The organism is Bradyrhizobium sp. SZCCHNR1053, from assembly GCF_032381235.1.
Taxonomy (GTDB): Bacteria; Pseudomonadota; Alphaproteobacteria; order Rhizobiales; family Xanthobacteraceae; genus Bradyrhizobium.
On sequence record NZ_JAUHJM010000002.1, the window covers coordinates 662,288 to 686,329 of the forward strand.

Annotated in this window: 20 protein-coding genes; 13 read left to right on the forward strand and 7 right to left on the reverse strand. The window is 66.6% G+C overall.

Features of this window, described 5'->3' with window-relative positions; genetic code table 11:
- Positions 1-3: 3 nt before the first annotated feature.
- The 3 genes from QX051_RS07925 to QX051_RS07935 form a co-directional block, all read right to left on the reverse strand.
- Positions 4-1,308: an HlyC/CorC family transporter gene (locus QX051_RS07925; protein ID WP_315735190.1), complete on the reverse strand. Its 1,305-nt coding sequence runs from the start codon at positions 1,306-1,308 to the stop codon at positions 4-6.
- Between the two features lie 73 nt (positions 1,309-1,381).
- Positions 1,382-2,530 (reverse strand): 3-dehydroquinate synthase, encoded by a 1,149-nt coding sequence (aroB, locus tag QX051_RS07930; protein WP_315775686.1) that lies wholly within the window; start codon positions 2,528-2,530, stop codon positions 1,382-1,384.
- Complete coding sequence (locus QX051_RS07935) at positions 2,527-3,192, reverse strand: shikimate kinase (RefSeq protein ID WP_315775687.1); 666 nt, start codon at positions 3,190-3,192, stop codon at positions 2,527-2,529. The genes aroB and QX051_RS07935 overlap by 4 nt, the downstream gene beginning before the upstream one ends.
- 155 nt (positions 3,193-3,347) lie before the next feature.
- Between QX051_RS07935 and QX051_RS07940 the strand changes: the two genes are divergently transcribed.
- The 7 genes from QX051_RS07940 (at position 3,348) to QX051_RS07970 (ending at position 11,322) form a co-directional block, all read left to right on the forward strand.
- Entirely contained in the window at positions 3,348-3,494 is a 147-nt protein-coding gene (locus QX051_RS07940; RefSeq protein WP_315735738.1) for a histidine kinase, read from the forward strand.
- 171 nt (positions 3,495-3,665) lie between these two features.
- On the forward strand, positions 3,666-4,622 hold the full coding sequence (gene xerD / locus QX051_RS07945) for a site-specific tyrosine recombinase XerD (protein ID WP_315775688.1): 957 nt from the start codon (positions 3,666-3,668) through the stop codon (positions 4,620-4,622).
- 219 nt (positions 4,623-4,841) lie between these two features.
- Positions 4,842-5,804 (forward strand): acetyl-CoA carboxylase carboxyltransferase subunit alpha, encoded by a 963-nt coding sequence (locus QX051_RS07950; protein WP_315756907.1) that lies wholly within the window; start codon positions 4,842-4,844, stop codon positions 5,802-5,804.
- A gap of 294 nt (positions 5,805-6,098) precedes the next feature.
- Positions 6,099-7,586, forward strand: a complete 1,488-nt coding sequence (locus QX051_RS07955) for a L,D-transpeptidase family protein (RefSeq protein ID WP_315775689.1) — start codon at positions 6,099-6,101, stop codon at positions 7,584-7,586.
- A gap of 990 nt (positions 7,587-8,576) precedes the next feature.
- Positions 8,577-9,041 (forward strand): Rrf2 family transcriptional regulator, encoded by a 465-nt coding sequence (locus QX051_RS07960; protein WP_315735202.1) that lies wholly within the window; start codon positions 8,577-8,579, stop codon positions 9,039-9,041.
- Positions 9,031-9,738, forward strand: coding sequence for a class I SAM-dependent methyltransferase (locus QX051_RS07965; RefSeq protein ID WP_315775690.1), 708 nt, complete (start codon positions 9,031-9,033; stop codon positions 9,736-9,738). Before QX051_RS07960 ends, QX051_RS07965 begins: the two co-directional genes overlap by 11 nt.
- A 264-nt stretch (positions 9,739-10,002) precedes the next feature.
- Positions 10,003-11,322 (forward strand): hypothetical protein, encoded by a 1,320-nt coding sequence (locus QX051_RS07970; RefSeq protein WP_315775691.1) that lies wholly within the window; start codon positions 10,003-10,005, stop codon positions 11,320-11,322.
- 57 nt (positions 11,323-11,379) lie between these two features.
- On the opposite strand, the gene QX051_RS07975 is transcribed toward QX051_RS07970, so the two are convergent.
- Positions 11,380-12,270, reverse strand: coding sequence for a hypothetical protein (locus QX051_RS07975; RefSeq protein ID WP_315775692.1), 891 nt, complete (start codon positions 12,268-12,270; stop codon positions 11,380-11,382).
- Positions 12,271-12,442: 172 nt separating this feature from the next.
- On the opposite strand from QX051_RS07975, the gene QX051_RS07980 reads away from it, so the two are divergent.
- Positions 12,443-12,565 (forward strand): hypothetical protein, encoded by a 123-nt coding sequence (locus QX051_RS07980; RefSeq protein ID WP_315775693.1) that lies wholly within the window; start codon positions 12,443-12,445, stop codon positions 12,563-12,565.
- 131 nt (positions 12,566-12,696) lie between these two features.
- On the opposite strand, the gene QX051_RS07985 is transcribed toward QX051_RS07980, so the two are convergent.
- Complete coding sequence (locus QX051_RS07985) at positions 12,697-13,878, reverse strand: substrate-binding domain-containing protein (RefSeq protein WP_315775694.1); 1,182 nt, start codon at positions 13,876-13,878, stop codon at positions 12,697-12,699.
- A 185-nt stretch (positions 13,879-14,063) separates the two neighbouring features.
- On the opposite strand from QX051_RS07985, the gene QX051_RS07990 reads away from it, so the two are divergent.
- The 3 genes from QX051_RS07990 (at position 14,064) to QX051_RS08000 (ending at position 17,322) form a co-directional block, all read left to right on the forward strand.
- On the forward strand, positions 14,064-14,507 hold the full coding sequence (locus tag QX051_RS07990) for a MarR family winged helix-turn-helix transcriptional regulator (protein WP_315735215.1): 444 nt from the start codon (positions 14,064-14,066) through the stop codon (positions 14,505-14,507).
- A 335-nt stretch (positions 14,508-14,842) separates the two neighbouring features.
- Positions 14,843-16,750: an acyl-CoA synthetase gene (locus QX051_RS07995; protein WP_315775695.1), complete on the forward strand. Its 1,908-nt coding sequence runs from the start codon at positions 14,843-14,845 to the stop codon at positions 16,748-16,750.
- 62 nt (positions 16,751-16,812) lie between these two features.
- On the forward strand, positions 16,813-17,322 hold the full coding sequence (locus QX051_RS08000; RefSeq protein ID WP_315775696.1) for a GNAT family N-acetyltransferase: 510 nt from the start codon (positions 16,813-16,815) through the stop codon (positions 17,320-17,322).
- A gap of 135 nt (positions 17,323-17,457) precedes the next feature.
- Here QX051_RS08000 and QX051_RS08005 read toward each other — a convergent pair whose 3' ends face one another.
- Positions 17,458-18,486: a glycerophosphodiester phosphodiesterase gene (locus QX051_RS08005; RefSeq protein WP_315775697.1), complete on the reverse strand. Its 1,029-nt coding sequence runs from the start codon at positions 18,484-18,486 to the stop codon at positions 17,458-17,460.
- A gap of 211 nt (positions 18,487-18,697) precedes the next feature.
- Here QX051_RS08005 and QX051_RS08010 point away from each other — a divergent pair, with 211 nt between their 5' ends.
- Positions 18,698-19,996 (forward strand): flavin-dependent oxidoreductase, encoded by a 1,299-nt coding sequence (locus QX051_RS08010; protein WP_315775698.1) that lies wholly within the window; start codon positions 18,698-18,700, stop codon positions 19,994-19,996.
- A gap of 250 nt (positions 19,997-20,246) precedes the next feature.
- The gene (locus QX051_RS08015; protein ID WP_315775699.1) at positions 20,247-20,681 is read left to right on the forward strand and encodes a hypothetical protein; all 435 of its coding nucleotides are present in this window, start codon (positions 20,247-20,249) and stop codon (positions 20,679-20,681) included.
- A 154-nt stretch (positions 20,682-20,835) separates the two neighbouring features.
- On the opposite strand, the gene secA is transcribed toward QX051_RS08015, so the two are convergent.
- Positions 20,836-23,688: a preprotein translocase subunit SecA gene (gene secA, locus QX051_RS08020; protein ID WP_315775700.1), complete on the reverse strand. Its 2,853-nt coding sequence runs from the start codon at positions 23,686-23,688 to the stop codon at positions 20,836-20,838.
- Positions 23,689-24,042 lie beyond the last annotated feature (354 nt).

Consider the following 24,042-nt stretch of genomic DNA (forward strand, 5'->3'; position numbering starts at 1 on the left):
CAATTAGAACGCCGTGCCTGCACGGCGCGGCCGCGTCTCCTCGGTTTCGCCGCGCGGCACCGGTACGATGCGCAGCGCGGTGATGCGATTGCGCTCCCGGCGCAGCACGCGAAAGCGGAAGCCGTAGAACGTGAAGCTCTGGCCGCGCTCGGGGATCGAGCGCGCCTCGTGAATCACGAGACCTGCGACAGTGGTCGCCTCCTCGTCCGGCAGCGTCCAGTCCATCGCGCGATTGAGATCACGGATCGGCACCGAACCGTCGACGACGACGGATCCGTCCGGCTGCACGCGCACGCCCGCGACCTGCACGTCCTGCTCGTCGGAGATGTCGCCGACGATTTCTTCCAGGATGTCCTCGAGCGTGACGATGCCTTCGACCTCGCCATACTCGTCGACCACGAGCGCGAAATGCGTCTTGCGGCGGCGGAACGCTTTCAGCTGTTCCGACACCGAACGCATCTCCGGCACGAACCAAGGCGGCAGCGCCAGCGAGGCGACGTCGATGTGCGACACATCGCCCTCGGCGGCGCGGATCGCACGCAGCAGGTCCTTCGCATGCAGCACGCCGATGATGTTCTCCGGCGTCCCGCGCCATAGCGGGATGCGGGTATACTCGGTGGCGAGCACCTCGCGCACCAGTTCCTCCTGCGGCAGGTCCGCATTCACCATCACCATCTCGGTGCGATGGACCATCACGTCGGACACCTGCAATTCGCGCAAGTCGAGCAGGCCGCCGAGCATGTCGCGGTCCTGCTTCTCGACCTTGCCTTCATGATGCAGGAGATCGACGGCGCCGCGCAGGCGTTCGGTCGGCGACAGGATCGGCTGATTGGCCCCGACCTTGAAGCCGATCAGCCGCATCAGCCCACGCACGATCGCTTCGATCACGGCCAGCACGGGACCGAGCACGATCACGGCGGCCCGCATTGGTCTGGCAACCGTGAGCGAGACGCGATCGGGCGCATTGATCGCGATCGTCTTCGGCAGCACCTCGGCGAAGATCACCACCAGCGCGGTCATCACGCCGGTCGCGTAGAGCACGCCGACCTCGCCGAACCAGGCGGTGAAGATGCCGGTCGCCAATGCGGACGCGGCGATATTGGCGATGTTGTTGCCGAGCAGCAGCGCGCCGATCAGCCGCTCGCGCATGTCGAACAGGCTCGACACCACGTCGGCGTCGCGATTGCCCTGCTTCGACAGCCGCAGCATCGAGGCGCGGGAGGCACCGGTCAGCGCGGTCTCGCTCAGCGCAAAGAAGGCCGAGGCGGCGAGGAGGATGATGACGACGGAGAGTGTGATCCAGTCCATGACGCCGATGTCGCTCTGTAGGGAGGCCGCCGATGATCCGTTGGCACTGCTCAACACGGCGTAAAGCCCGGGATCAGCTTCTGCTGCGCAATTTGGCCTGCAGGAAGTCGCGAACGCGCGCCGGATCGACGTCCTTCGCGATGACGGCGCGGCCGATGGCTTCCATCAGGATGAAGGTGAGCTTGCCCCGCTTGACCTTCTTGTCCTGCGCCATCAAGGCCAAAAGCCGGTCGGCGTCGCCGATCCCCTCCTGGGCGAAGCCGGCGATATCCTGCAGATGGGTCGGCAGACCGACCGCGGCAAGGTGACGCTCGATGCGTGTGACGTCGTCGGGCGGCAGCATGCCGAGCTCGGCCGAGAACTGCGCCGCCAGCACCATGCCGACCGCGACGCCCTCGCCGTGGAACAGCCGGTCGGAGAAGCCGGTCACGGCCTCCAGCGCATGGCCGAAGGTGTGGCCGAGATTGAGCAGCGCCCGATCACCGGTCTCGCGCTCGTCGCGGGCGACGATCGCCGCCTTGGCGCGGCAGGAGGTTGCAACCGCGTGCTCGCGCGCCGCACCGCCCTTGACGACGTCGGCGTGGTTGGCCTCCAACCAGGCGAAGAAGCTGGCATCGCCGAGCAGGCCGTATTTGGCGACCTCGGCATAGCCGGCGCGGAACTGGCGCGGCGACAACGTGTCGAGCACCGCGGTGTCGGCGATCACCAGCACCGGCTGGTGGAAGGCGCCGAGCAGGTTCTTGCCCTGCGGCGAGTTGATGCCGGTCTTGCCGCCGACGGAGGAATCGACCTGCGCCAGCAGCGAGGTCGGGACCTGCACGAAGTCGACCCCGCGGCGCAGGATGGCGGCCGCGAAGCCGGCGAGATCGCCGACCACGCCGCCGCCGAGCGCGACGACGAGGTCGTTGCGCTCGATCTTGGCGGCGATCAGTGCCTCGCTGACCTTCTCGAGCCCGGCATAGGTCTTGGAGCCCTCGCCCTCCTCGACCACGATCGTGGACGACGGGATTCCCGCCTCCGCCAGGATCGCCTCGGTCGGCTTCAGCCAGTGCGCGGCCACGGTGCGGTCGGTGACGATGGCCGTCCGGACACCCGGACGCAACGCCGCGATGCGCTGACCGAGCGAGGCCAGCACGCCGCGGCCGATGACGATGTCATAGGCGCGCTCGCCGAGCGCGACGTCGACGATGATCGGATCGGAATGCTTCAGTGGTGCCGTCATCGGAGCGCGCCCATCGCCTGCGGAGGATCGGATTGAACTGGATCGGGTTGTGGTCCGGTGGGCCTCGCCGCGGTCTCCGGTGGAGAGAAGAACGCCTGCAGCGCCTCCAGGCAGTCCTCGACGACCCGGTCGTGCGGCACGTCGCGCGAGAAGATCGTGAGGTCGGCGAGCTGGTAGACCGGCTCGCGCTCGGTCAGGAGCCGCGCGACCGTGCCTTCGGGATCAGCCGTCTGCAGCAGCGGGCGGTCGGCCCGCCGCCGGACGCGGCGCATGATCACGTCGGCATCGGCCTTCAGCCACACCGAGACCGCCTTCTCCTGGATGCGCCGCCGCGTCTCCTCGCGCATAAAGGCGCCGCCACCGGTGGCCAGCACCGCCGGACCATTTTCGAGCAGGCGGGCGATCACCCGCGCCTCGCCATTGCGGAAATAGTCCTCGCCGCGCGACTCGAAGATTTCCGGTATGGTCATGCCGGCCGCGGTCTCGATCTCGGTATCCGCATCGACGAACGGCAGCCGGAGCCGCGCCGCGAGCCGCCGGCCCACGGTCGACTTGCCGACCCCCATCATGCCGACCAGCACGATCAGCCGCTTGCCGAGGCCTGCGAGAATCGCGGCCTCCTGGGCGACAGGTCCAGATGCTGGTTGCGTCGGTTCGGTCATTTCTCCGCTTCTAACCCAGGCCCTGCTGCTTTCAAAGGCATCCTGTTCCGCTCCCCGAGCCAAGGCGAGCTGCCCGGTCTGCCCGACGGGCTTGCAAGGCCGATGCGAACATGTTGGATGAAACCGTTCCCTTTCTGGTGGCCTGCGCGACCGACATGCCCAGCCTGTTCCGCTTCCTGACCGTCATCGCCATCATCGTCGGCGTGGTCTATGGCGCGATCTACGCGCTGGCGAATTTCGTCAACCCGAAGCCGCGCGAGATGACGGTGACGATCCCGCCGGACAGGTTCCAGAAGAGATGATCGGCACCGCTGCGGCGAACCGAAAAGCCACAGGGCATTGATTAAGAATTTTACGATTGTCTGAGGCGGCTGGGCGCCGCGATATCGGCCAGATTTGCAGTCACCGCTCGACGTGCCGGCACGAATACCTCGTAGTGATTCGATCGCCTCGGACGCAGCGGATTTCACGACATGAAGGTCAAGGCCTCCGACGCCAGGCTGATGAGCCTGTTCCTCGACATGATGGCCGCCGAGCAGGGCGCCGGTCAGAACACGCTGGACGCCTATCGCCGCGACCTCACTGATCTCTCCGAATTTCTCGGCGGCAAGGCCAACGGCTTCGCCACGGCCGACACCCAGGCATTGCGCGACTATCTCGCCGATCTCGACACCAGGGGCTTCAAGTCCTCCAGCGTGGCGCGGCGGTTGTCGGCGATGCGGCACCTGTTTCGCTTCCTGCTGAGCGAGCGCATCCGCAGCGACGATCCCGCCGCGATCCTGTCCGGCCCGAAACGCGGCCGGCCGCTGCCCAAGGTGCTGTCGATCGGCGATGTCGACCGGATGCTGACCCGCGCGAAGGAGCTGAGCGAGGGCACGGACGCTTCGCCGGCGCAGCGGCTGCGCGCGCTGCGGCTGTATTGCCTGCTCGAGGTGCTCTACGCGACCGGCTTGCGCGTCTCCGAGCTGGTGGCGCTGCCGCGGACGGCCGCCCGCAACGACGCCCGCATGATCGTGGTGCGCGGCAAGGGCAACAAGGAGCGGCTGGTGCCGCTGAACCAGGCCTCGCGCCAGGCGATGGCCGACTATCTCGCCGCCCTGGATGCGCTGAAGCCCGAGAAGAAGGCCAGTGCGACGTTCGGCAAATGGCTGTTTCCCTCGTTCGGCGAGAGCGGCCACCTCACCCGCCAGCACTTCGCCCGCGACCTCAAGGAGCTCGCGGTGGCGAGCGGCCTGCCGGCCCGGCTGGTGTCGCCGCACGTGCTGCGCCATGCCTTCGCCAGCCATCTGCTGCACAACGGCGCCGACCTGCGCATCGTCCAGACCCTGCTCGGCCACACCGACATCTCGACCACCCAGATCTACACCCACGTGGTCGAGGAGCGCCTCAAGAGCCTGGTGCGCGACCTGCACCCGCTGGCCGAGACCTGACCTCGCTTCACACCTTCCCGAAACCAAATCCGCCGGCGTGACGCCCGGCCGGCTTGACTTCGCGCCCGTCTGCCCCGAAAGAGCGCCATCCTGCCCGCGATCCCGGCGCGATGCCGGGAGGCTGGGCACCGATCGTACCCTAAGCTCCTGAAGTCCTTCGGCTTCAGGTCCGAAGGCCGAACCGATTTCGTCTCCCAGCGCTCTTCCTTCAGCTCTTCCATGCCGGATCCCATGCGCAGCTACCTCGATTTCGAAAAGCCTGTTGCCGAGCTCGATTCCAAGGTCGACGAACTCCGGGCGATGGCCGCCTCCGGCACCGATATCGGCGAGGAGGTCAGCCGGATCGAGGAGAAGGCCGGCCAGGCGCTGGCCGAGCTCTACGCCACGCTCACGCCGTGGCAGAAGACCATGGTGGCCCGCCACCCGCAGCGGCCGCACTTCACGGACTTCGTGGGCGGGCTGATCACCGAGTTCACCCCGCTCGCCGGCGACCGCAAGTTCGGCGAAGACGCCGCTTTGCTCGGCGGCTTCGGCCGCTTCCGCGGCGAGCCGATCTGCGTCATGGGCCAGGAAAAGGGCGCCACCACCGAATCCCGCCTCAAGCACAATTTCGGCATGGCCCGCCCGGAAGGCTACCGCAAGGCGGTCCGCCTGATGGAAATGGCCGAGCGGTTCGGCATCCCCGTGCTGTCGCTGGTGGATTCCGCCGGAGCCTATCCCGGCATCGGCGCCGAGGAGCGCGGCCAGGCCGAGGCCATCGCGCGCTCGACCGATGCCTGCCTGGCACTCGGCGTGCCCAACGTTGCGATCATCACCGGCGAGGGCATGTCGGGCGGCGCCATCGCGCTGACCACCGCCAATCGCGTGCTGATGCTGGAGCATGCGATCTACAGCGTGATCTCGCCGGAAGCCGCCTCCTCGATCCTCTGGCGCGACGGCACCAAGGCGCAGGAAGCCGCCAACAGCATGAAGATCACCGCCCAGGACATGCTGCGCTTCGGCGTGGTCGACACCATCCTGAAGGAGCCGGTCGGCGGCGCCCACCGCGATCCCGCGGCGATGATCGCGGCCACCGGCGAGGCGATCGCCCAGGCGCTTGACGAGCTGAAGGGCCTCGACGCCGACGCCATCCGCAAGCAGCGCCGGCAGAAGTTCATCGAGATCGGCCGCAAGCTCGGCTGAGCGGGCGGGAGCCGAGCCCTCGGCGCTCGCGGTTTTGTGAGTCTTTCCAGCCGTTTGGCCGCATTTCGGCCCCGCCGGCGGGCTCTGCTGTTTAGGAGTTGTTGACCAAAGCGGCCAGGGCCTCGCGGCACCGCCGGAGCGCGGGTTGCGGGTCGTGGGGTCAAAGGCTACAATTTTAATCAATGGTTTGACGGCATGACGCAGGGTCGACCCGTGATTTATCCAGCTTTCGGGCCGATCGGGTGAGATGAGACTGGGGTGTTGCGGCATGCCGGGTTTGCGGGGAGCATTGTCTTGATCAACCGCGCTTTCGTCCGGGTTCTGATGACCTCGGCGGTGTTGGCCGCCGGTGCGCTGCTGACGGGTTGCAACAGCGATCAGGTCGCGCTCGCCACCAACGCCAAGGCCAACCAGCCGGTGTCGCCGAAGCTCGTCGCGACGATGGGCGAGAAGGACATGGATCTGCAGTCGCCGATCCTGGTCCGCGTGTTCAAGCAGGAGGCCGAGCTCGAGGTCTGGAAGCAGGACCGCTCCGGCAAGTTCGCGCTGCTCAAGACCTATCCGATCTGCCGCTGGTCCGGCGACCTCGGACCCAAGGTGCGCGAGGGCGACCGCCAGGCGCCGGAGGGTTTCTACTCGATCAATCCGAGCCAGATGAATCCGCAGTCGGCCTACTACCTGTCCTTCAACACCGGCTATCCGAACGCCTTCGACAAGGCGCTGGGCCGCAGCGGCTCGCAGCTGATGGTGCATGGCGACTGCTCCTCGCGCGGCTGCTTCGCCATGACCGACGAGCAGATCGCCGAGATCTATGCGCTTGGGCGCGAGTCGTTCTTCGGCGGCCAGCGGGCCTTCCAGTTCCAGGCCTATCCGTTCCGGATGACGCCGGTGAACATGGCCAGGCACCGCAACAATCCGAACATGCCGTTCTGGCGCATGATCAAGGAAGGCTACGACCATTTCGAAGTCACCCGGCAGGAGCCGAAGGTCGACTTCTGCGAAAAGAAGTACGTCTTCGACGCCCAGAAGCCGCCGGGCGCGACGCATGATCCGGTGTTCGACGCCGCCGCCAAGTGCCCGGCCTATGTCGTTCCCGACGAGATCACCGCCGCCGTGCGCGACAAGCAGCAGGCGGACGAGGTGGAATACGCCAAGCTCGTCGCCAAGGGCACGCCGGTCGCCAAGCTCAACACCGGCATCGATGGCGGCATGAATCCGATCTTCGCCAGCCGCGTGCCGGGCGCCTCCACCGGCCTGTCCGATGCCGGCGAAGCGCCGGGCCTGTCGCTCGCCAACTTCTCGCCGGCGCCAGGCACGATCCCCGGTCATGTCAACCCGCCGCGCGCGCCCGGCGCCGACGAGGTCGCCGCGATGCCGGCCAGTGCGGCTCCGGCTCCCGCAGCGGCGCCCTCCACCCGCGTGGCGGCCGTCAGTGCGCCGGAGAAGCCGAGCTTCATGTCGAGCCTCGCCCGCAAGGTTGGGATCGGCGGCAATGCGGCGGCCGACACCAAGGCTGCGACGGCGAAGCCCGAGACCAGGACCGCCGAGGCCAGGCCCTCGGAGATCAAGCCCGCCGAGATCAAACCTGCGCCCAAGCCGGTCGCGGCCAAGCCGGCCGAGACCAGGCAGGCTGCCGCGCGGCCGCCGTTCAAGCCTGCCGCCGGCGACGCGCCCGCCACCACGGCCTCGGCCCCCGCCCAGACCCAGACCGCACTGGTCTCCGGCGCCGTCCCGGTGCTGCAGTCGAACTCGTTCGACAGCCGGTTCGCAGGATTCAAATAGTAAGCCGTCCATCGAGCGCCGCTTTTTTGCGAGACACCGAGGGCCGCCGGACGCGCGCAAGCTAGCCGCGCGCTCGGTGCCACCCTCCCCTGGAGGGGGAGGGTCGATCGCACGCGAAGCGGGCGAGCGGGGTGGGGTGATCTCTCCACGCATGCTTTTGCGCGCGGAGACATCACCCCACCCCGCCTCACGTTTCGCTTCGCTCCTCGTGAGGCGACCCTCCCCCTCCAGGGGAGGGTGAGCACCGCGTTTGTGGTGCCGTCGTGGTCAGCAATCTCAAACTGCATTTGGGGATGCGCGTCATTGTCCTCGCGGCGCTCTTCGCGTCCGAGTGATGCATCGATCTCACCCTCCTCCGAAGCGAGGGTGCAGGGAAGGCCGGACCTCGACTGAGGCCCGTGGCCCGCCTGCGAAAAAAATGCAGGCGGCAGGTACCACAGGTCCAGCCGGACGACCCGGCCCTCCCTGCGCGATAGTCTTAACGGCTGCTTCGCGATCTCCCTGGGGACCGGGCTGTCTTGCCCCCATCACCGGCGAGATGCGCGGGGCATCATCAGCCGACTTGACCTCAGCATCGGGAGGCCAGGACCACGCGACTTGACCGTGCGAGCCAATGTTGTTCGTCCGCGCGAATGATCACGCTGCAAACCGGCCCGCCCATCGCATCCCGCACTCCACGCTTCGTGACGACCGCGCAGCGCCCCTCGTCGATGAGGCGGGACGAACGGAATAAATCACGAAATTCCGAAAACGAGAAGCGGCATATTTTTGCTAACGGGACTGGACAGCCCAAATCAGCTTGACCGCGCAGGAAAATTCAGTTTTTACGCGCGGCACATTTCTCATCGCTGCGAGGCATGGACCCGCCCGCCGCACGCGGGACGCAGGACCGAATCGCCCGACGGGCAGAGGCGCCGGCGTCGTCGCCCAAGCCTTCATGGCCGGGCTGGCCGGTTGACGGCCGGAATATCATGCCATATTAAAAGTTACGTGAGACCCAACAGCCAGTTGTCCGGCATCCTGCACGTCCTGCTCCACATGGCGGAGCACGACGGTCCGGTGACGTCCGAGGCGCTCGCAGCGATGATGCAGACCAATCCGGTCGTGATCCGCAGGATCATGGCCGGCCTCCGGGACAGCGGCTATGTGCGCTCCGAGAAAGGCCATGGCGGCGGCTGGACGCTCGCCTGCGATCTGGCGACCGTCACCCTGCGCGACGTCTACGATTCACTCGGGCGTCCATCGCTGTTCGCCATCGGCCATCGGAGCGAGACTCCCGACTGCCTCGTCGAGCAGGCGGTCAATGCGGCGCTCGACACCTCCATCCGGGCCGCCGAGACCTTGCTGCTGTCCCGTCTCGGCGCCATCACGCTGGCGGCGCTGAGCGCTGATTTCCACGACCGCCTCGAACGACGGAAGCGACCCCGCAAAGGAGACATTTGTCATGCCGGCTGACATCGCCGACGGCGCCCAGCAGTTCATCCGCGCGTTTTCCGATCCCGAGTTCGTCGCGCGCTACACGGATGGTCCGCGGCGCTTCGTGCCCGGTCTCGACGGGCTGCACCGGATGACGGCGGTCCTGCTGGCCGAGCGGGCGCCCGAACATGCGAGGGTGCTCGTGCTGGGCGCGGGCGGCGGGCTGGAGCTCAACGCGTTGGCGGAAGCGCAACCATCGTGGACCTTCGTCGGCGTCGATCCGGCGCCGCAGATGCTGCGACTCGCCGAACGCACGCTCGGCGCGCGGACGAGCCGGGTCGAACTGATCGAGGGCACCATCGACGACGCGCCGGCCGGCCCGTTTGACGCGGCGACATGCCTGCTGACGCTGCATTTTCTGGCAGCGCCTGAACGGTTGCGGACAGTCCGCGCCGTGCGCGACCGGCTCCACCCTGGAGCGCCGTTCGTGGTGGCCCATAGCTGCCTGCCCAACGAGCCAGTCGAGCGGTCGCTGTGGCTGGATCGGTACGCGGCCTATGCCGTTGCGTCCGGCACGGACCCCGAGAGGGCCAGGACGATGCGCGCGACCGTCGATGCCAGCGTCAACATGCTGAGCCCAGGGGAGGATGAAGCCATCCTGCGTGACGGCGGCTTTCGCGATGTTCGTCCATTCTTCACGGCGCTGACCTGGCATGGCTGGATCGGTCACGCCTGAACCGCCGCCGAGCATCACGCCGATGCCGCCCTGAACGATCGCGATCAGGGCCTGCTAATTAGTTGCCCGGCCTGCGCCGGCATCCACGCATGTCCCTCCCTGCGCCCCCCGAAGAGGTGGATGACGCGGCTTACGGACAGGCTTCGCACCGGAGCCCTGCCACGTCTCAGCCTGCGTGACGTCGCGCACGGAGCGCGGGGCCGCGATCTGCGACAAACGGCGCCGTCACCCGAGGCGAGGTGACGCAACCGAGAGGAGCAGGTCATGAGCTTTTGGGATGATATCGGAGATGCCGTCAGTTCCGCCGTGGACGACGTGAAGGACGTCGCGAAGGATGTGGCGGGTGCGGTCGGCGGTGCGGCGGGCGCCGTGGTCGATACGGTCGAGCACGTCGCCGGCGATGCGGCCCATGCCGTGGGCAGCGTGGTGCATGGCATCGGCGCGCTCGGCGGCGAGGCCATCCATACCGTAGGCGGCGTACTCGGCGCGATCGGGCACGGTGCCGAGGCGATCGGCGGCGGCCTGCTTCACACCGTCGGCGACGTGGCCTCGACCGTGGTCCATGTCGGCGGCGACGTCCTCCATACCGGGATCAACGTCGCCGGCGACGTGGCGTCCGGGGTGGGCCATCTGGTGCATGGCGACATCGACGGCGCCATCAATGACGTGAAGCATATCGGCGGCGACATCGTCGATGGCGGACTCAAGGTCGGGGGCGACGTGGCGCATGGCGCCCTCGACGTCGCCGGCGACCTCGCACACACCGCGGTCGGCCTCGGCGAGGCCGGGCTGGAGGCGGCCGGCGCAGTCGGCCACGGCGCGCTCGGCATGGCCGGCACCATCGTCGGAACGGCCGGCGAGGTCGGCATGGACGCGCTCGACGCCGCAGGCGCGGTGGTGAAGGGCGGCTTCGACGCCGGCGTGGCGGTGGCCGACGGCGCCATCGGCGTGGTCACCGACAGCGCCTCCGCGGCCGGCCACCTGATCGGCGGACCGATCGGTGAAGCGATCTCCGGCATCGCCCACGGCGCCGATGCGGTCGGCACCGGCATCGTCGACGGCGTCGGCCACTTCGTCGGCGAAGGCCTCAACGGGCTGGCGCAGACCGCCGGCGAGCTGAGCCACTCGCTGGGTCAGCAGCTCGACGCGATCGGCCACGACCTGGGCTCGCTGGTCAACGACCTCAGCCATGGCGATCTCGGCGCGGCGATCGGCGACGTCTTCAAGCTGGCCCAGGACGGCCTGCGCAGCGACGGCAGCATCCAGATCGCTCATGCGGGACAGGACGGCGGCAGCCATGGCGGGTTCTGGGACTCGATCGCGCAGGCGATCCATCAGTCCGGCGACAACGTCCAGGGCGGCCAGGGCCCCGGCCCCGGCTTCCCCGGCCCGTTGCACGGCGAGGGCTCGTCGCACAACCCGATCATCGTCGACAATTTCGGCGACCATGGCCATGCGGGCAACACCGGCATCGTGCCGCCGAATTTCGACCACGCGCCGGTGGCCGTGCACGACGCGCCGCACGCCGACTACAGCCACATCGTCCAGATGGACGATTCGCATCACTTCGCGATGCATGGCTGAGACACCGGCGCTCAGCCGGCAGGCATCCCGCCGTGACCGTCACGGCGGGATGTCGCGTCAGGACCGATCGGCGGCGTGCTGGACGATGGCCGGCGGCGCGCCGATCGCCTGCGCGCGATCATGCGGCTGATCGTTCATCGCCGAGAGCGCACACAGCGCCAGCGAGCCCCAGACAGCGGCGCTGAAATACAGCGACATCCAGGCGATCTCTTCCTTCCAGTGCTCGAACTCGTGGGTGACGGTCCAGCGCGTCGCGGAGTCGCGCAGGCCGACGAGCGGATGCAGCAGCGGCGTGCCGGCGGCGCGCTCGATGCGCCAGCGCTTCACATACATCGGGACATCGATCACGACGAGGAAGGCGAGATAGCAGGCGACGCCGACGAGGCCACCGATCAGAAGCCCGCGCACCATACCGTCGAACTCCGGCAGCAGCCGGCCGAGGCCGATGCCGACGAACAGGAAGGCCACCGCCCACAGCGAGTTCTCGATCGCGTTGTAGAGGAAATTCCTGGTGACGACCGCGTACCAGGAACAGATCTCGGCAACGACGATCAGCGGCACGATGATGCGGGCCATGTTGACCGCGGTCTCGGCATCCGCGATCGCGCCGAGCTGCGCCAGGATGATGGCCCATTGCGCCGCGAAGGCGATCTCGGCGATGGTCGCCACGGTGCGGCCGACGAACACGCTCGACAGCCAGCTGTCGACCAGACAGATGCGCTGCACGTCGGCGCGCGGCAGCACCGAGCGGAAGGCGCAGCCGAACACATAGGCCGCCGATAGCACCAGCATCGAACCGGTCTGGGAAGCCTGGCCCAGGGTATTGCTGCCGCCGTTGAGCTGGCGGTACAGGATGAACCAGAACACGATGTTGGCGAGGCTGACGAGCGTCAGCATGGCCCACCACAGACCGACCGGGTTCGACAGGGCTCGCGACTGCGCACGCATCCGGGCACTCCAACTTTCATGTGACTGACATCCGATCGTATTAATTCCGTCACGGAGCGGCAACCCGTTCCGGCCACCGGGGGCGCAAAAGGCCGTGTGCCGGCGAGCCCTGCGGCCGGCGTTGGGAGTTGCCCGAGTTCCTTGCAGGAACCCGAAGGCGATCGGCGTCACCGTGGCGATGGACGATTTCGGCAAGCCGATGCTGCAGGAGGCCATCAGCAGGATGATTCGTTTGGTCGGAGGTACGCCGGCGGCTGCCGTCGACGTGCAGGCCAGGAAGGCTGCGGCCGCGTGACGGCAGATCTTGTCATCGTGATTGCCTTGCGGCTGAACTGAACAGGCGGCCGCGAATGTGATGGCTCACCCTCCCCTGGAGGGGGAGGGTGACCGCGGCACGCAGCCCGGCCAAGCTCGGCGCAGCGTTACTCAGAACGTCCGGATGATCTTGAAATCGAGTCCGTCAGCCGCGGCGAGATGCATCGCCATGCCGGCCCGGCCCTGCCGGATCGTCACCTCGCCGCGCGCGCCGGAATAGACGATGTTGCGGCCGGCGGCGGCGAGCGGGCGCAGCGACAGCGAGCCGGCGCGCTCGGCGGCCGCCTTCAGAAAGCGCAGACCCTCGTAGTTCGACTGGCCGACCGATCCGACCGGCGGCGCATCGGCGCCGAACATCGCGGTGTAGCGGCTCATGAACGCGTCATTGGCCTTGGAGCCGATGCAACTGAAATAGCCGGAGGCCGAATACAGGTTCTCGGTGTTGTCGGCGCCGATGCCGAGCAGCACCGTTTCGTCCACCGCGCCGGCGAGACGCAGGGTGGTCGCGGCGAGGCCCGACTCGCCGAAAGCCCGATTGAAGGTGATGCTGTCGGTGCCGATCAGCGAGATCAGCACGACATCGGGCCTGGCAGCGCGGATGCGCGCCAGATGCGCCTCGTGATCATCCTCGCCGACCGGCACAAACTCCTCGCCGACCACCTGGCCGCCGGCCTCGGTGATGTAGGTCTTGGTCTGAAGGTGGGACTGCCAGGGCCAGACATAGTCGCTGCCGATCAGATACCAGCGCCGGGCGCGCTTGTTCTCCGCCAGCCAGTGGATCGCGGGGCGGGTCTGGCTGTGCGGCGTCTCGCCGATCGCCATCACGCCGGGCGTGCGCTCGCCGCCTTCATAGACCGGCGTATACACATACGGGATGCGGCCACGCGTGAGCCGGCGCAGCGCCAACCTGACGGCGCTGATATGCGAGCCCATGACGACGTCGATGTCGCCGAATTCGAGCGCGTCCCTGGCGCGATCGGTCACCTCGTCCACCGGCCCGCCGGAATCGTAGAACGACAACTCGATCTCGCGCCCGAGGATACCGCCGTGGCGGTTGATCTCGGACACCGCGAGTAGCGCGCTGTTGGTCGCGGCCGGCCCCCAGATGCCGGGCGACCCGGAGAAGGTAAGGAAATTGCCGATGCGCAGCCTGTTCTGGGAGCCGCGCCGCTGGAGACGGTCAGGATCGAACGGGGCGAGTGCGGGAAGGCCGGCCCGCCGGGGCGGGCTCCTGAACAGCAGGGATGGCGGCAGACTGAGACGCCCGGCCGTGACAGATCCTGTCGAGAGCACACCCACTCCTTGGCCGCAACCGTGTCTGGCCCATTGTGGACCGGCGGTCATACGCCGTCAAAATCAGCACGCGTTCGGCAAATATCCTATTCGAAAATGTTGAATGTTCAAGAATTGGGATGCATATAGATCGGGCAGCAACTGCCGGACATTCATTCAAGTCGGGACCGCAAGCGAAATTCACCGTGGCCAAACCGCCCCATCCCAACACCCCCCTCACCGAACATCTCGCCTACCTGCTCGCGCAAGCCAACCGGGAGATCAACCGGCAGCTGGAGTCGCGCCTGAGCACCGAGGGCGTGCCCGTCGAGCAGTGGCGCATCCTCAAGGTGCTCTCCGACGGCGAGGGGCACTCGATGGGCGATCTCGCCGACGCGGTGCTGCTGAACCACCCGACCCTGACCAAGATGATCGACCGCATGGTGTCGGACTCGCTGGTCTACCGCCGCCAGGACGCCCATGACCGCCGCAAGGTGCTGATGTTCATCAGCGATCATGGCAAGGCGCTGTGCAAGCGGCTGAACTCGCTCGCCGCCAGCCAGGAGGCGCACATCCTGGAGAATTACGGCGACAAGGCCACCGGCGAGCTGAAGCGGCTGCTGGAGAATCTGATCGACGCGGCGAGCTGAGTGATCTGCTGTAGGGTGGGCAAAGGCGCGCCGAGCTACTGATTTGACTAAGACTGACTCTCGCGCCGTGCCCACCATTGCACACCGAGCACGCCGATGGACGGTGGGCACGGCGCGTTGACTGCATACCGCGGAGCAGCACCGGTGGACGCGCCTTTGCCCACCCTACCGCATCCCGCCTGCGGCAATGTGGCGGCAGGCCCGGCAACGCCGGGATAGACGCAAGACGAATCCTCCATCATCCTGTCCTGTGACGATCGCGACGAACGGGACACAGAGCCCGCGCGCGATCTCCGGCCATGCCGGACGAGGACACGACACAGGGAGGACAGGCCATGGGCATTCATCTGCTCGATCGCGCCATCGGCAGCGATTATCCGACATTCGCCAGCACGGCTGACATCCGCGCTTTCGAACAGATGCCGTACAATGAACGGATCGCCGCGCAGAGCACCTACGAGGCGCTCAAATGCGGCGCATCGGTCAACCCGGACGCGCCGGCGATCCAGTTTCTGCAAAATGCCGATCCGGCCGATACGCCGGTCGTGATCTCCTATCGCGACTTCATCGCCAGGGTCACCCAGGCCGCCAACATGTTTCATGCGCTCGGCGTCGGCCCCGACGACGTCGTCAGCTTCATGCTGCCCTTGGTGCCCGACGCCTTCGTCACGCTGTTCGGCGCGGAAGCCGCCGGCATCGCCAACCCGGTCAATCCGCTGCTGGAGCCGCACCAGATCGCCGAGATCCTCGACGCCGCCAAGACCAAGGTGCTGGTGGCGCTCGGGCCCCTGCCCGGCACCGACATCTGGCAGAAGGTCGAGAAGGTCCGCGGCAGCCTCAAGCACCTCAAGGCGATCGTGCAGGTGCACGGCGGCGGTGGTGACCCCGCCAACGGCATTCACGCCTTCAACGACCTGATCAAGCCGCAGCCGGGCGATCACCTGGTCAGCGGCCGGCAGATCAAGGCCAGCGACACTGCGGCCTATTTCCACACCGGCGGCACCACGGGCACGCCGAAGCTGGTGCGCCACAGCCATGGCAACCAAGTCTATCAGGCCTGGGGAATCAACCTGATCCTCAAGGCCATGCCGGGCGGCACGCTGCTGTTCGGCATGCCGCTGTTTCACGTCGGCGGCTCGCTGACGCAGACCTTGCAGACGCTCTCGGCGGGCGGCAGCCTCGTCGTGCTCTCCGGTGCCGGCTGGCGCAACCCGAATGCGGTGCGCAACATCTGGGGCCTGGTCGAGCGCTTCAAGCCGGAGACGCTGTCGAGCGTGCCGACGGTGCTGGCGGCGACGCTGGCGGTGCCGCAAGGCGCGGCCGACATCTCCAGCCTGCGCTATGCCGCCGGCGGCGGCTCGGCGATTCCGGTCGCCGTGGGGCAGGCGATCATGGACAAGCTGAAGCTGCCGGTGATCGAAGTCTATGGCATGACCGAGACTGCGAGCGTGCACACCATGGCCTATCCGGACCAGCCGATCCGGCTCGGCTCGGTCGGCCTGCCGCTGCCCTATGCGCAGGTGCGCATCGTCAAGCTCGATGCCGACGGGCGCTACGAGCGCGACTGCGCGGCGGATGAGATCGGCGTCGTCATCATGGCCGGGCCCGGCGTGTTCTCAGGCTATCTCGACGACGCCCACAACAAGGGCGCGTTCATCGACGGCCATTGGGTGAACTCCGGCGATCTCGGCCGGCTCGATGCCGACGGCTTCCTCTGGATCACCGGCCGCGCCAAGGACCTCGTGATCCGCGGCGGCCACAACATCGATCCGGCGCCGATCGAGGAGATTTTGTTTCAGCATCCCTCGGTCGGCTTCGCCGCCGTGGTCGGCCAACCCGACGCCTATGCCGGCGAGCTGCCGATCGGCTACGTCCAGCTCAAGCCGGGGGCAGCCGTGCAGCCGGGCGAGCTGGAGGACTGGGTGCGCGCCCGCACGCCCGAGCGCGCCGCCGTGCCGGTGCAGATCATCCCGATCGACCCGATGCCGGTCACGGGTGTCGGCAAGGTGTTCAAGCCGCAATTGCGCTGGGACGCCGCGACGCGCGTGTTCACCAAGGTGCTGTCGCAGCTCACCGACCGCGGCATCGATTGCAGCGTGAAGGTCGGCCCGCACGGCAGCCACGGCAGCATCGCGACGGTGACGTTGCGCAACGTGCCTGCGGAGACCCGCGAGGCGGTCGAGAACGAGGTGCACACGCTGCTGGCGCCGTTCGTGATCCGGCACGAGGTGGTGATGGGGTGAGCCGCGATTGCGCGTGAGACAGCCGTCTCGGCATTTGATCGGGACGGTGGTGCTCTGGCACGATGCTGACGCGTTTCGTCACGTTTGCCAGGCCGGAGACGATGAACCCAACCGACATCACCATCGCGATCGAAGATGCCAGACAGGCTGATGTCGCCGACCTCATCGCGGAGGCCAATGCCTATCTGCGGACGCTATACCCTGCTGAAAGCAATCATCCCGTCGATGCCCACGCGCTCTCGGTGCCCGGAGCCGCATTTTTTGCCGCCCGCCGTGACGGGACGCTGCTCGGATCGATCGCCCTTCGGCTCATCGGTCCTGGACACGCCGAGATCAAGCGATTGTTCGTCCGCGAAACCGCCCGCGGCTGTGGGCTCGGACGCAGGCTCCTCATGACATTGGAAGACGAGGCCCAAGGTCGCGGGCTTGGCCGCGTAAGCCTCGAAGTGGGCATCAGACAGCCGCAGGCGATCCAGCTCTATCGCAGCTCCGGCTATCAGGATTGCGGGCCGTTCGGGATCTACCGACTCGATCCGCTCAGCCTGTTCATGACCAAACGGCTGGTCGCTTGACCAGGCTGACCCGAACGGTGCTTGGGTGTCCGGATGCATCGAACGTGCAGTCAGGGGGAGTGACGAAAGGTCGGACAACAAAGTATCCCCCGCGCGGCGGCGCCTCACCCCGACGCGTGAGAGCTCTCGGCTCCGCTACTCCGGATGCGCCTTTGGCTTCGTCGATTGCAGCCGCAGCTCACCTGTCGGACTTGCCACCCCCTTGTCGGCAGCAACCTTGCGCAGCACATCCGGCCGGTCGGAGATGATGCCGTCGACGCCGTCATCGATCAGTTGCGCCATGTCCGCGGGCTTATTGACCGTCCAGACCACGACCTCCAGGCCAAGCGCATGCGCCTCGGCAATCAGCTCCGGCGTGACATCGGTAAAAAAGGGCGACCACACCTTGCCGCCGGCCGCGTGAATCGTCCGCGGCAGCGAGCCGCCGTGATCGGCGGGGTTGAAGCCCGCGGTCCAGCGCGTCGCCTCGGTCGGCGACACCGTGGGCGTCTTGCCGCTTTGCCGTGACAGATAGACGGTGGGGATCCCAGGCGCGCGCTGCTGCACCAGTTGCAAGGTGCGCCAGTCGAACGACTGGATCATGACCCGGTCGGTGAAGTGCTCGGCCTCGATCAGGCCGAGCAGCAGGGATACGAACCGCTCGGGGTCCAGCGCTTCATTCGGAAGCGCTGGATCGAGCTTGGTCTCGATGTTGAGGCGCACGCGATCCTTGCCCGAGCCCCTGACGAGATCGATGACCTGCTTCAGGGTCGGAATGCGCGGCGGCGGGACGTCCCCAGAGATCACCTGCTGCTCGGGAAACTGCCTGGCGTAGTCGCTGCCGGGACGGATCTGGCCGACGTCGTAGGACTGCACCTCCGCAAGCGGCAGACCGATCAGCAGCGGCCCCGGCGGCGCAACGTAGTTGCCATCGGGGGCGCGGGCGAGATCGGGATTGAGCCGTCGCTCATGCGAGACCACCAGCACGCCGTCCTTCGTGACGCCGACATCGAGCTCGAGCGTGTCGACATGAAAGGCCAGAGACATCTTGAAGGCCTGCAGCGTGTTCTCCGGATAAAGCGCACGCCCGCCGCGATGGGCCTCGATGTCAAAGGCCATGGCAGGGCTCGCAAGCTCGAGCAGCAACAGAGCGGCGGTGAGGAACAGGGTGGGACGACGGTGCATGGCACCAGCCTACCACGGCAGCGCGGAATGCCCATTCCCCTTGTCTCCGCCGGGCATCTGAACTAGGCCTTTCGCCATCGGACCAGCCGACAACGCTGGCCAAGGACGGATCGAAGGGAGGCGATCCGCACGCGCAGCAGCGCCGTGCCTGCATCCCTTTGCCCCTCCTTTCGCGTTCTGCTTTCGAGTTCACGTGCGACGGACCATGCCCATGACCGATCTTCCTGTCATCATCGCCGGCGGCGGCATCGGCGGCCTCGCGACCGCACTCACATTGCAGCAGATCGGCGTGCCCTGCATCGTCTACGAGAGCGTGCGCGAGATGCGGCCGCTCGGGGTCGGCATCAACCTGCAGCCCAACGCGGTGCGGGAATTGTATGACCTCGGCATCTCGGCCGACGATCTCGACCAGGTCGGCGTGCCCGCGCGCGAATGGGCGCTGGTCGGGCTGAATGGCAACGACATCTATTCCGAGCCGCGCGGCCTGCTCGCCGGCTATGACTGGCCGCAATATGCCGTGCATCGCGGCAAGCTGCACATGCTGCTGTACAGCCGGCTGGTGGAACGCGCCGGCGCTGGAAGCGTGCGGCTCGGCAGCCGCGTTGCGGGCTACGAGAAGAACTCGGACGGATCGGTAACGGCCCGCATCGAGCATGCCGATGGATCGCGCATCGAGACGCGCGGCCGGCTGCTGATCGGCGCCGACGGCATCCACTCGGCGATCCGGGCGCAGATGCACCCCACACAGCCGCCGATCCATTGGGGCGGCGCGGTGATGTGGCGCGGCGTCACCTGGGCGAAGCCGATGCGCACCGGGGCGTCCTTCGTCGGGCTCGGCACCCATCGCCACCGCGTCGTGGTCTATCCGATCTCGCAGCCCGATCCGAAGACGGGGCTGGCGCTGATCAACTGGATCGCGGAAGTGACGATGGACAACACCGAGGGCTGGAAGCAGACCGGCTGGTTCCGCCAGGTGCCGGTGGCCGAGTTCGCCCATCATTTCGCCGGCTGGACCTATGACTGGCTCGACGTGCCCGCGCTGATCGCCGGTGCCGACGGCGCTTATGAGAACCCGATGATCGACCGCGATCCGGTGCCGACCTGGGTCGACGGCCCGGTGGCGCTGATGGGCGACGCCGCGCATGCGATGTATCCGACCGGCTCCAACGGCGCCAGCCAGGCCATCGTCGACGCCCGCGTGCTCGGCGCCTCGCTGCTGGCGCACGGCGTGACGCCAGCCGCGCTCGCGGCCTATGACGACAAGCTGTGCGGCCCGATCTCGCAAGTCATCCTGCGCAACCGCGGCGCCGGCCCGTTCGGCCTGCTCAACCTGGTCGACGAGCGCTGCGGCGGCACCTTCACCAACATCGACGACGTCATCCCACCGGCCGAGCGCGAGGCGTTCATGGCCGGTTACAAGAAGGCCGCGGGATTCGCCATCGAGCAGTTGAACGCGGCGCCGCGGACGATTGCGGAAGGCGCGCGCGTTGAGGTGGTGAAGGCCGCCTGATCCGAACTCAGCTGATGCCACGAGCAAGCACGCGACGCAGCAGCGCGACTGTTGACCTTCCATGACTTGTTGCTGGCAGAGTTGGAGTTTATGAGTTGGGCAGTGTCGATCGCAGCATCGATTGGGACCCAACGGTTGGCCGGCAAGTCAAGCTCCGCAGGACCCCACTGCACAGTATTCCAGCGATCGGACTCCCTCCGCCAATATTCGGCGGAGGCCCCTGTAATCTTTTTTGGTGAGTTGACGGATCATGCAACGACCCGACTACGCGGCGAACTACGAAACTTTAATGGCGGTAGTCACCCATCTTGCAGTGAACAAGTGGCCAGCTCGCCAACCGAAAGGCATTGCGAAAGATCTATCGATAGAGAATGTCGATGCGGTGCGCGGTGTGTTAAGGACCTTCAAAGGGCTCTTTCGAGAGTCGAGAGGCGTGTCGCGAGATCATGGAGAACCGCTCTACTCACTTCATTTGAGACATTCTCGATTCGTCGTTGCTGACGAAGAGCAGGAACGCCCCCCGCTCAATACTGAAGATCTATTCGCTCTTCTTCGTTTGGTTTCAGAGAAGGCAGCTCAGCAGACCCAACAAGCTTCCGCCCTCAGGATCGCAGCTCTTACTTCAATAATCTCGCTGATGGTTGCTGCCGCATCGCTACTCGTGGCCCTTCACAAGGGCTTATGACGCATTCCTTAGGCAGGCTTCGACATCCGCTCCAACCCAGAACGAATTATTCGTCAACGCGAGCGTTGCTAAGCAATCCAGAGCTGATTGCGAGACTCTGAAATTGCTTCGCTTGCGCTCGCAATGACGATGGAGAGACTGCCTCAGTCCGCGCTTAAGCATACCTGCCGTGGCAGTGCTTGTACTTCTTCCCCGAGCCGCAGGGGCAGTCCTCGTTGCGGCCGATCTTGCCCCAGGTGGTGGGGTCGTTCGGGTTACGCGCTTCGGCCGGGACCGGAGCGACGCCGGAGGACGGCACCACGGAGACGTTGGCGAAGGCCATTTCGTCCTCACCGGTGTTCGGATCGACGTGGTGCGCCTGCATCGGCGGCAGCACCGGCTGCTGCTCCTCCGGCGGCACGATCTCGACGCGCATCAGTTGCGCGGTGACCGCCTCGCGCAGATGCGCGATCATGGCCTCGAACAGCGTAAAGGCTTCCGACTTGTACTCCTGCAGCGGATCGCGCTGGCCGTAGCCGCGCAGGCCGATGACCTGGCGCAGATGGTCGAGCATCACCAAGTGCTCGCGCCAGAGGTGGTCGAGCGTCTGCAGCAGGATGGTCTTCTCGACGTAGCGCATCACGTCGGGGCCCCATTGCGCGACCTTGGCGGCCATGCGCTCGTCGGCATGGGTCTCGATGCGCTTGAGCAGCTCCTCGTCGGCGATGCCCTCTTCCTTCGCCCATTCGTCGACCGGCAGGTCGATGTCGAGCACACGCTTCAGCTCCTCCTTCAGGCCGGCGACGTCCCACTGCTCGGCATAGGCATGCTCGGGCACGTGCTTGGCGACGAGGTCGTCGATGAAGGCGTGACGCATGTCGGTGATCGTCTCGACCACGCTCTCGTCCTGCATCAGCTCGACGCGCTGGTCGAAGATCACCTTGCGCTGGTCGTTCTGGACGTTGTCGAACTTCAGGAGGTTCTTGCGGATGTCGAAGTTGCGCGCCTCGACCTTCTGCTGCGCCTTCTCCAGCGCCTTGTTGATCCAGGGGTGGATGATGGCCTCGCCTTCCTTGAGGCCGAGGCGGGTCAGCATGCTGTCGAGCCGGTCGGAGCCGAAGATCCGCATCAGATCGTCTTCCAGCGACAGGAAGAACTTCGAGCGGCCGGGATCGCCCTGGCGGCCGGAGCGGCCGCGCAGCTGGTTGTCGATGCGGCGGGATTCGTGGCGCTCGGAGCCGATGATGTAGAGGCCGCCGGGCTTGCTCACGGTCTTGGCCGGCTTGGAGCCCTTGGCGGGCTCGATCTCGACCGTCTCCTCGGCCTTCAGCACGATCTCGCGGAAGCGGGCGATGTCGGCCTTGATCTGCTCGATCTTGGCGGCCTTCTCGGCCTCGTCGGTGATCCCGGCGGTCTCCTGCTGCAGGCGCATCTCGAGCGAGCCGCCGAGCTTGATGTCGGTGCCGCGGCCGGCCATGTTGGTCGCGATCGTGATCGCGCCGGGCACGCCGGCTTCGGCCACGATATAGGCTTCCTGCTCGTGGAAGCGCGCATTCAGCACCGCGAACAGCTTGGCCGGCTTGCCGGCGCGGGCCGCCGCATAGAGCTTGTCGAGCGCCCGCTCGCTGCCGAAGTCGATCTGCTTGTAGCCATGCTGCTTGAGATAGGCGGCCAGCACTTCCGACTTCTCGATCGAGGCGGTGCCGACCAGCACCGGCTGCAACCGGGAGTTCGCCCGCTCGATCTCGGCCAGGATCGCGGCGTATTTCTCCTGCTGGGTGCGATAGACCTCGTCGTCCTCGTCGAGACGCGCGACCGGCAAATTGGTCGGGATCTCCAGCACCTCAAGTTTGTAGATATCGAACAGCTCGTCGGCCTCGGTCGCAGCCGTGCCGGTCATGCCGGCGAGCTTGGCATACATGCGGAAGTAGTTCTGGAACGTGATCGAGGCCAGCGTCTGGTTCTCGGGCTGCACCGGCTGGTGCTCCTTGGCCTCGAGCGCCTGGTGCAGGCCTTCGGAATAGCGCCGGCCCGGCATCATGCGGCCGGTGAACTCGTCGATGATCACGACCTCGCCGTCGCGGACGATGTAGTCCTTGTCGCGGGTGAACAGCGTGTGCGCGCGCAGCGCCTGGTTGATGTGGTGGACGACGGAGACGTTCTCGACGTCGTAGAGCGACTCGCCCTTGAGCTGGCCGGCATCGCGCAGCAGGGTCTCGATCTTCTCCATGCCGGCTTCGGTGAGCGTCACCGTGCGCTGCTTCTCGTCGACCTCGTAGTCGGTCTTGTCGAGCTTCGGCACGAAGGTGTCGATGGTGTTGTAGAACTCCGAGCGGTCGTCGAGCGGGCCGGAGATGATCAGCGGCGTGCGCGCTTCATCGATCAGGATGGAGTCCACCTCGTCGACGATCGCGAAGAAGTGTCCGCGCTGGACCATGTCCTCCAGGCGGTACTTCATGTTGTCGCGCAGATAGTCGAAGCCGTATTCGTTGTTGGTGCCGTAGGTGATGTCGCAGGCATAGGCCGCCTTGCGCTCGGCATCGTCGAGGCCGTGCACGATCACGCCTGTGGTCAGGCCGAGGAAGCCGTAGATCTGGCTCATCCAGCCGGCGTCGCGGCGGGCAAGGTAGTCGTTCACCGTCACGACGTGGACGCCCTTGCCGGCCAGCGCGTTCAGGTAGACCGCGAGCGTCGCCACCAGCGTCTTGCCTTCGCCGGTCTTCATCTCGGCGATGTCGCCCTCGTGAAGCACCATGCCGCCGATCAGCTGGACGTCGAAATGGCGCTGGCCGAGGGTGCGCTTGGAGGCCTCGCGGACGGTGGCGAAGGCCGGGACCAGGATGTCGTCGAGCGTCTTGCCGTCGGCGAGCTGCTTCTTGAACTCCTCGGTGCGCGCCTTGAGCTGCTCGTCGGTCAGGTTTGCGAGCTCCGGCTCCAGCGCATTGATGGCGTTGACACGGGACTGATAGCCCTTGACGCGACGGTCGTTGGCGGAGCCGAATAGCTTACGGGCGAGCGCGCCGATCATTGCTGAAATCCTGCCTCTATGGGTCTGCGTTGCAGCCGCAACTCATGGTTTGGGTTTGCTGTTCCCGACGTGATGCACCGCAGCACCCGCGCCAGCCTCGACCTTCGGCGCCGGGCGGCGTCCGCCAGATGAGTGGGAGACAGGCAAACCAGGGTTCAACGGCCAAAAACGCAGCAAAATAAGCGCTATCGCCCTTGAAGCGACCGGGGAGAGATATGGCTGGGGGGGAACGTTGTCAACGGCGCCCGACAGCCGGGCCGTCGCCGCCCACCTGTCGCCGATTTCACGAAATTGACAGACTTTTCGCGTTGCCAAGGCACGGCGATTGGGCGAGTGTCCCGGCCGCCCTGAGGC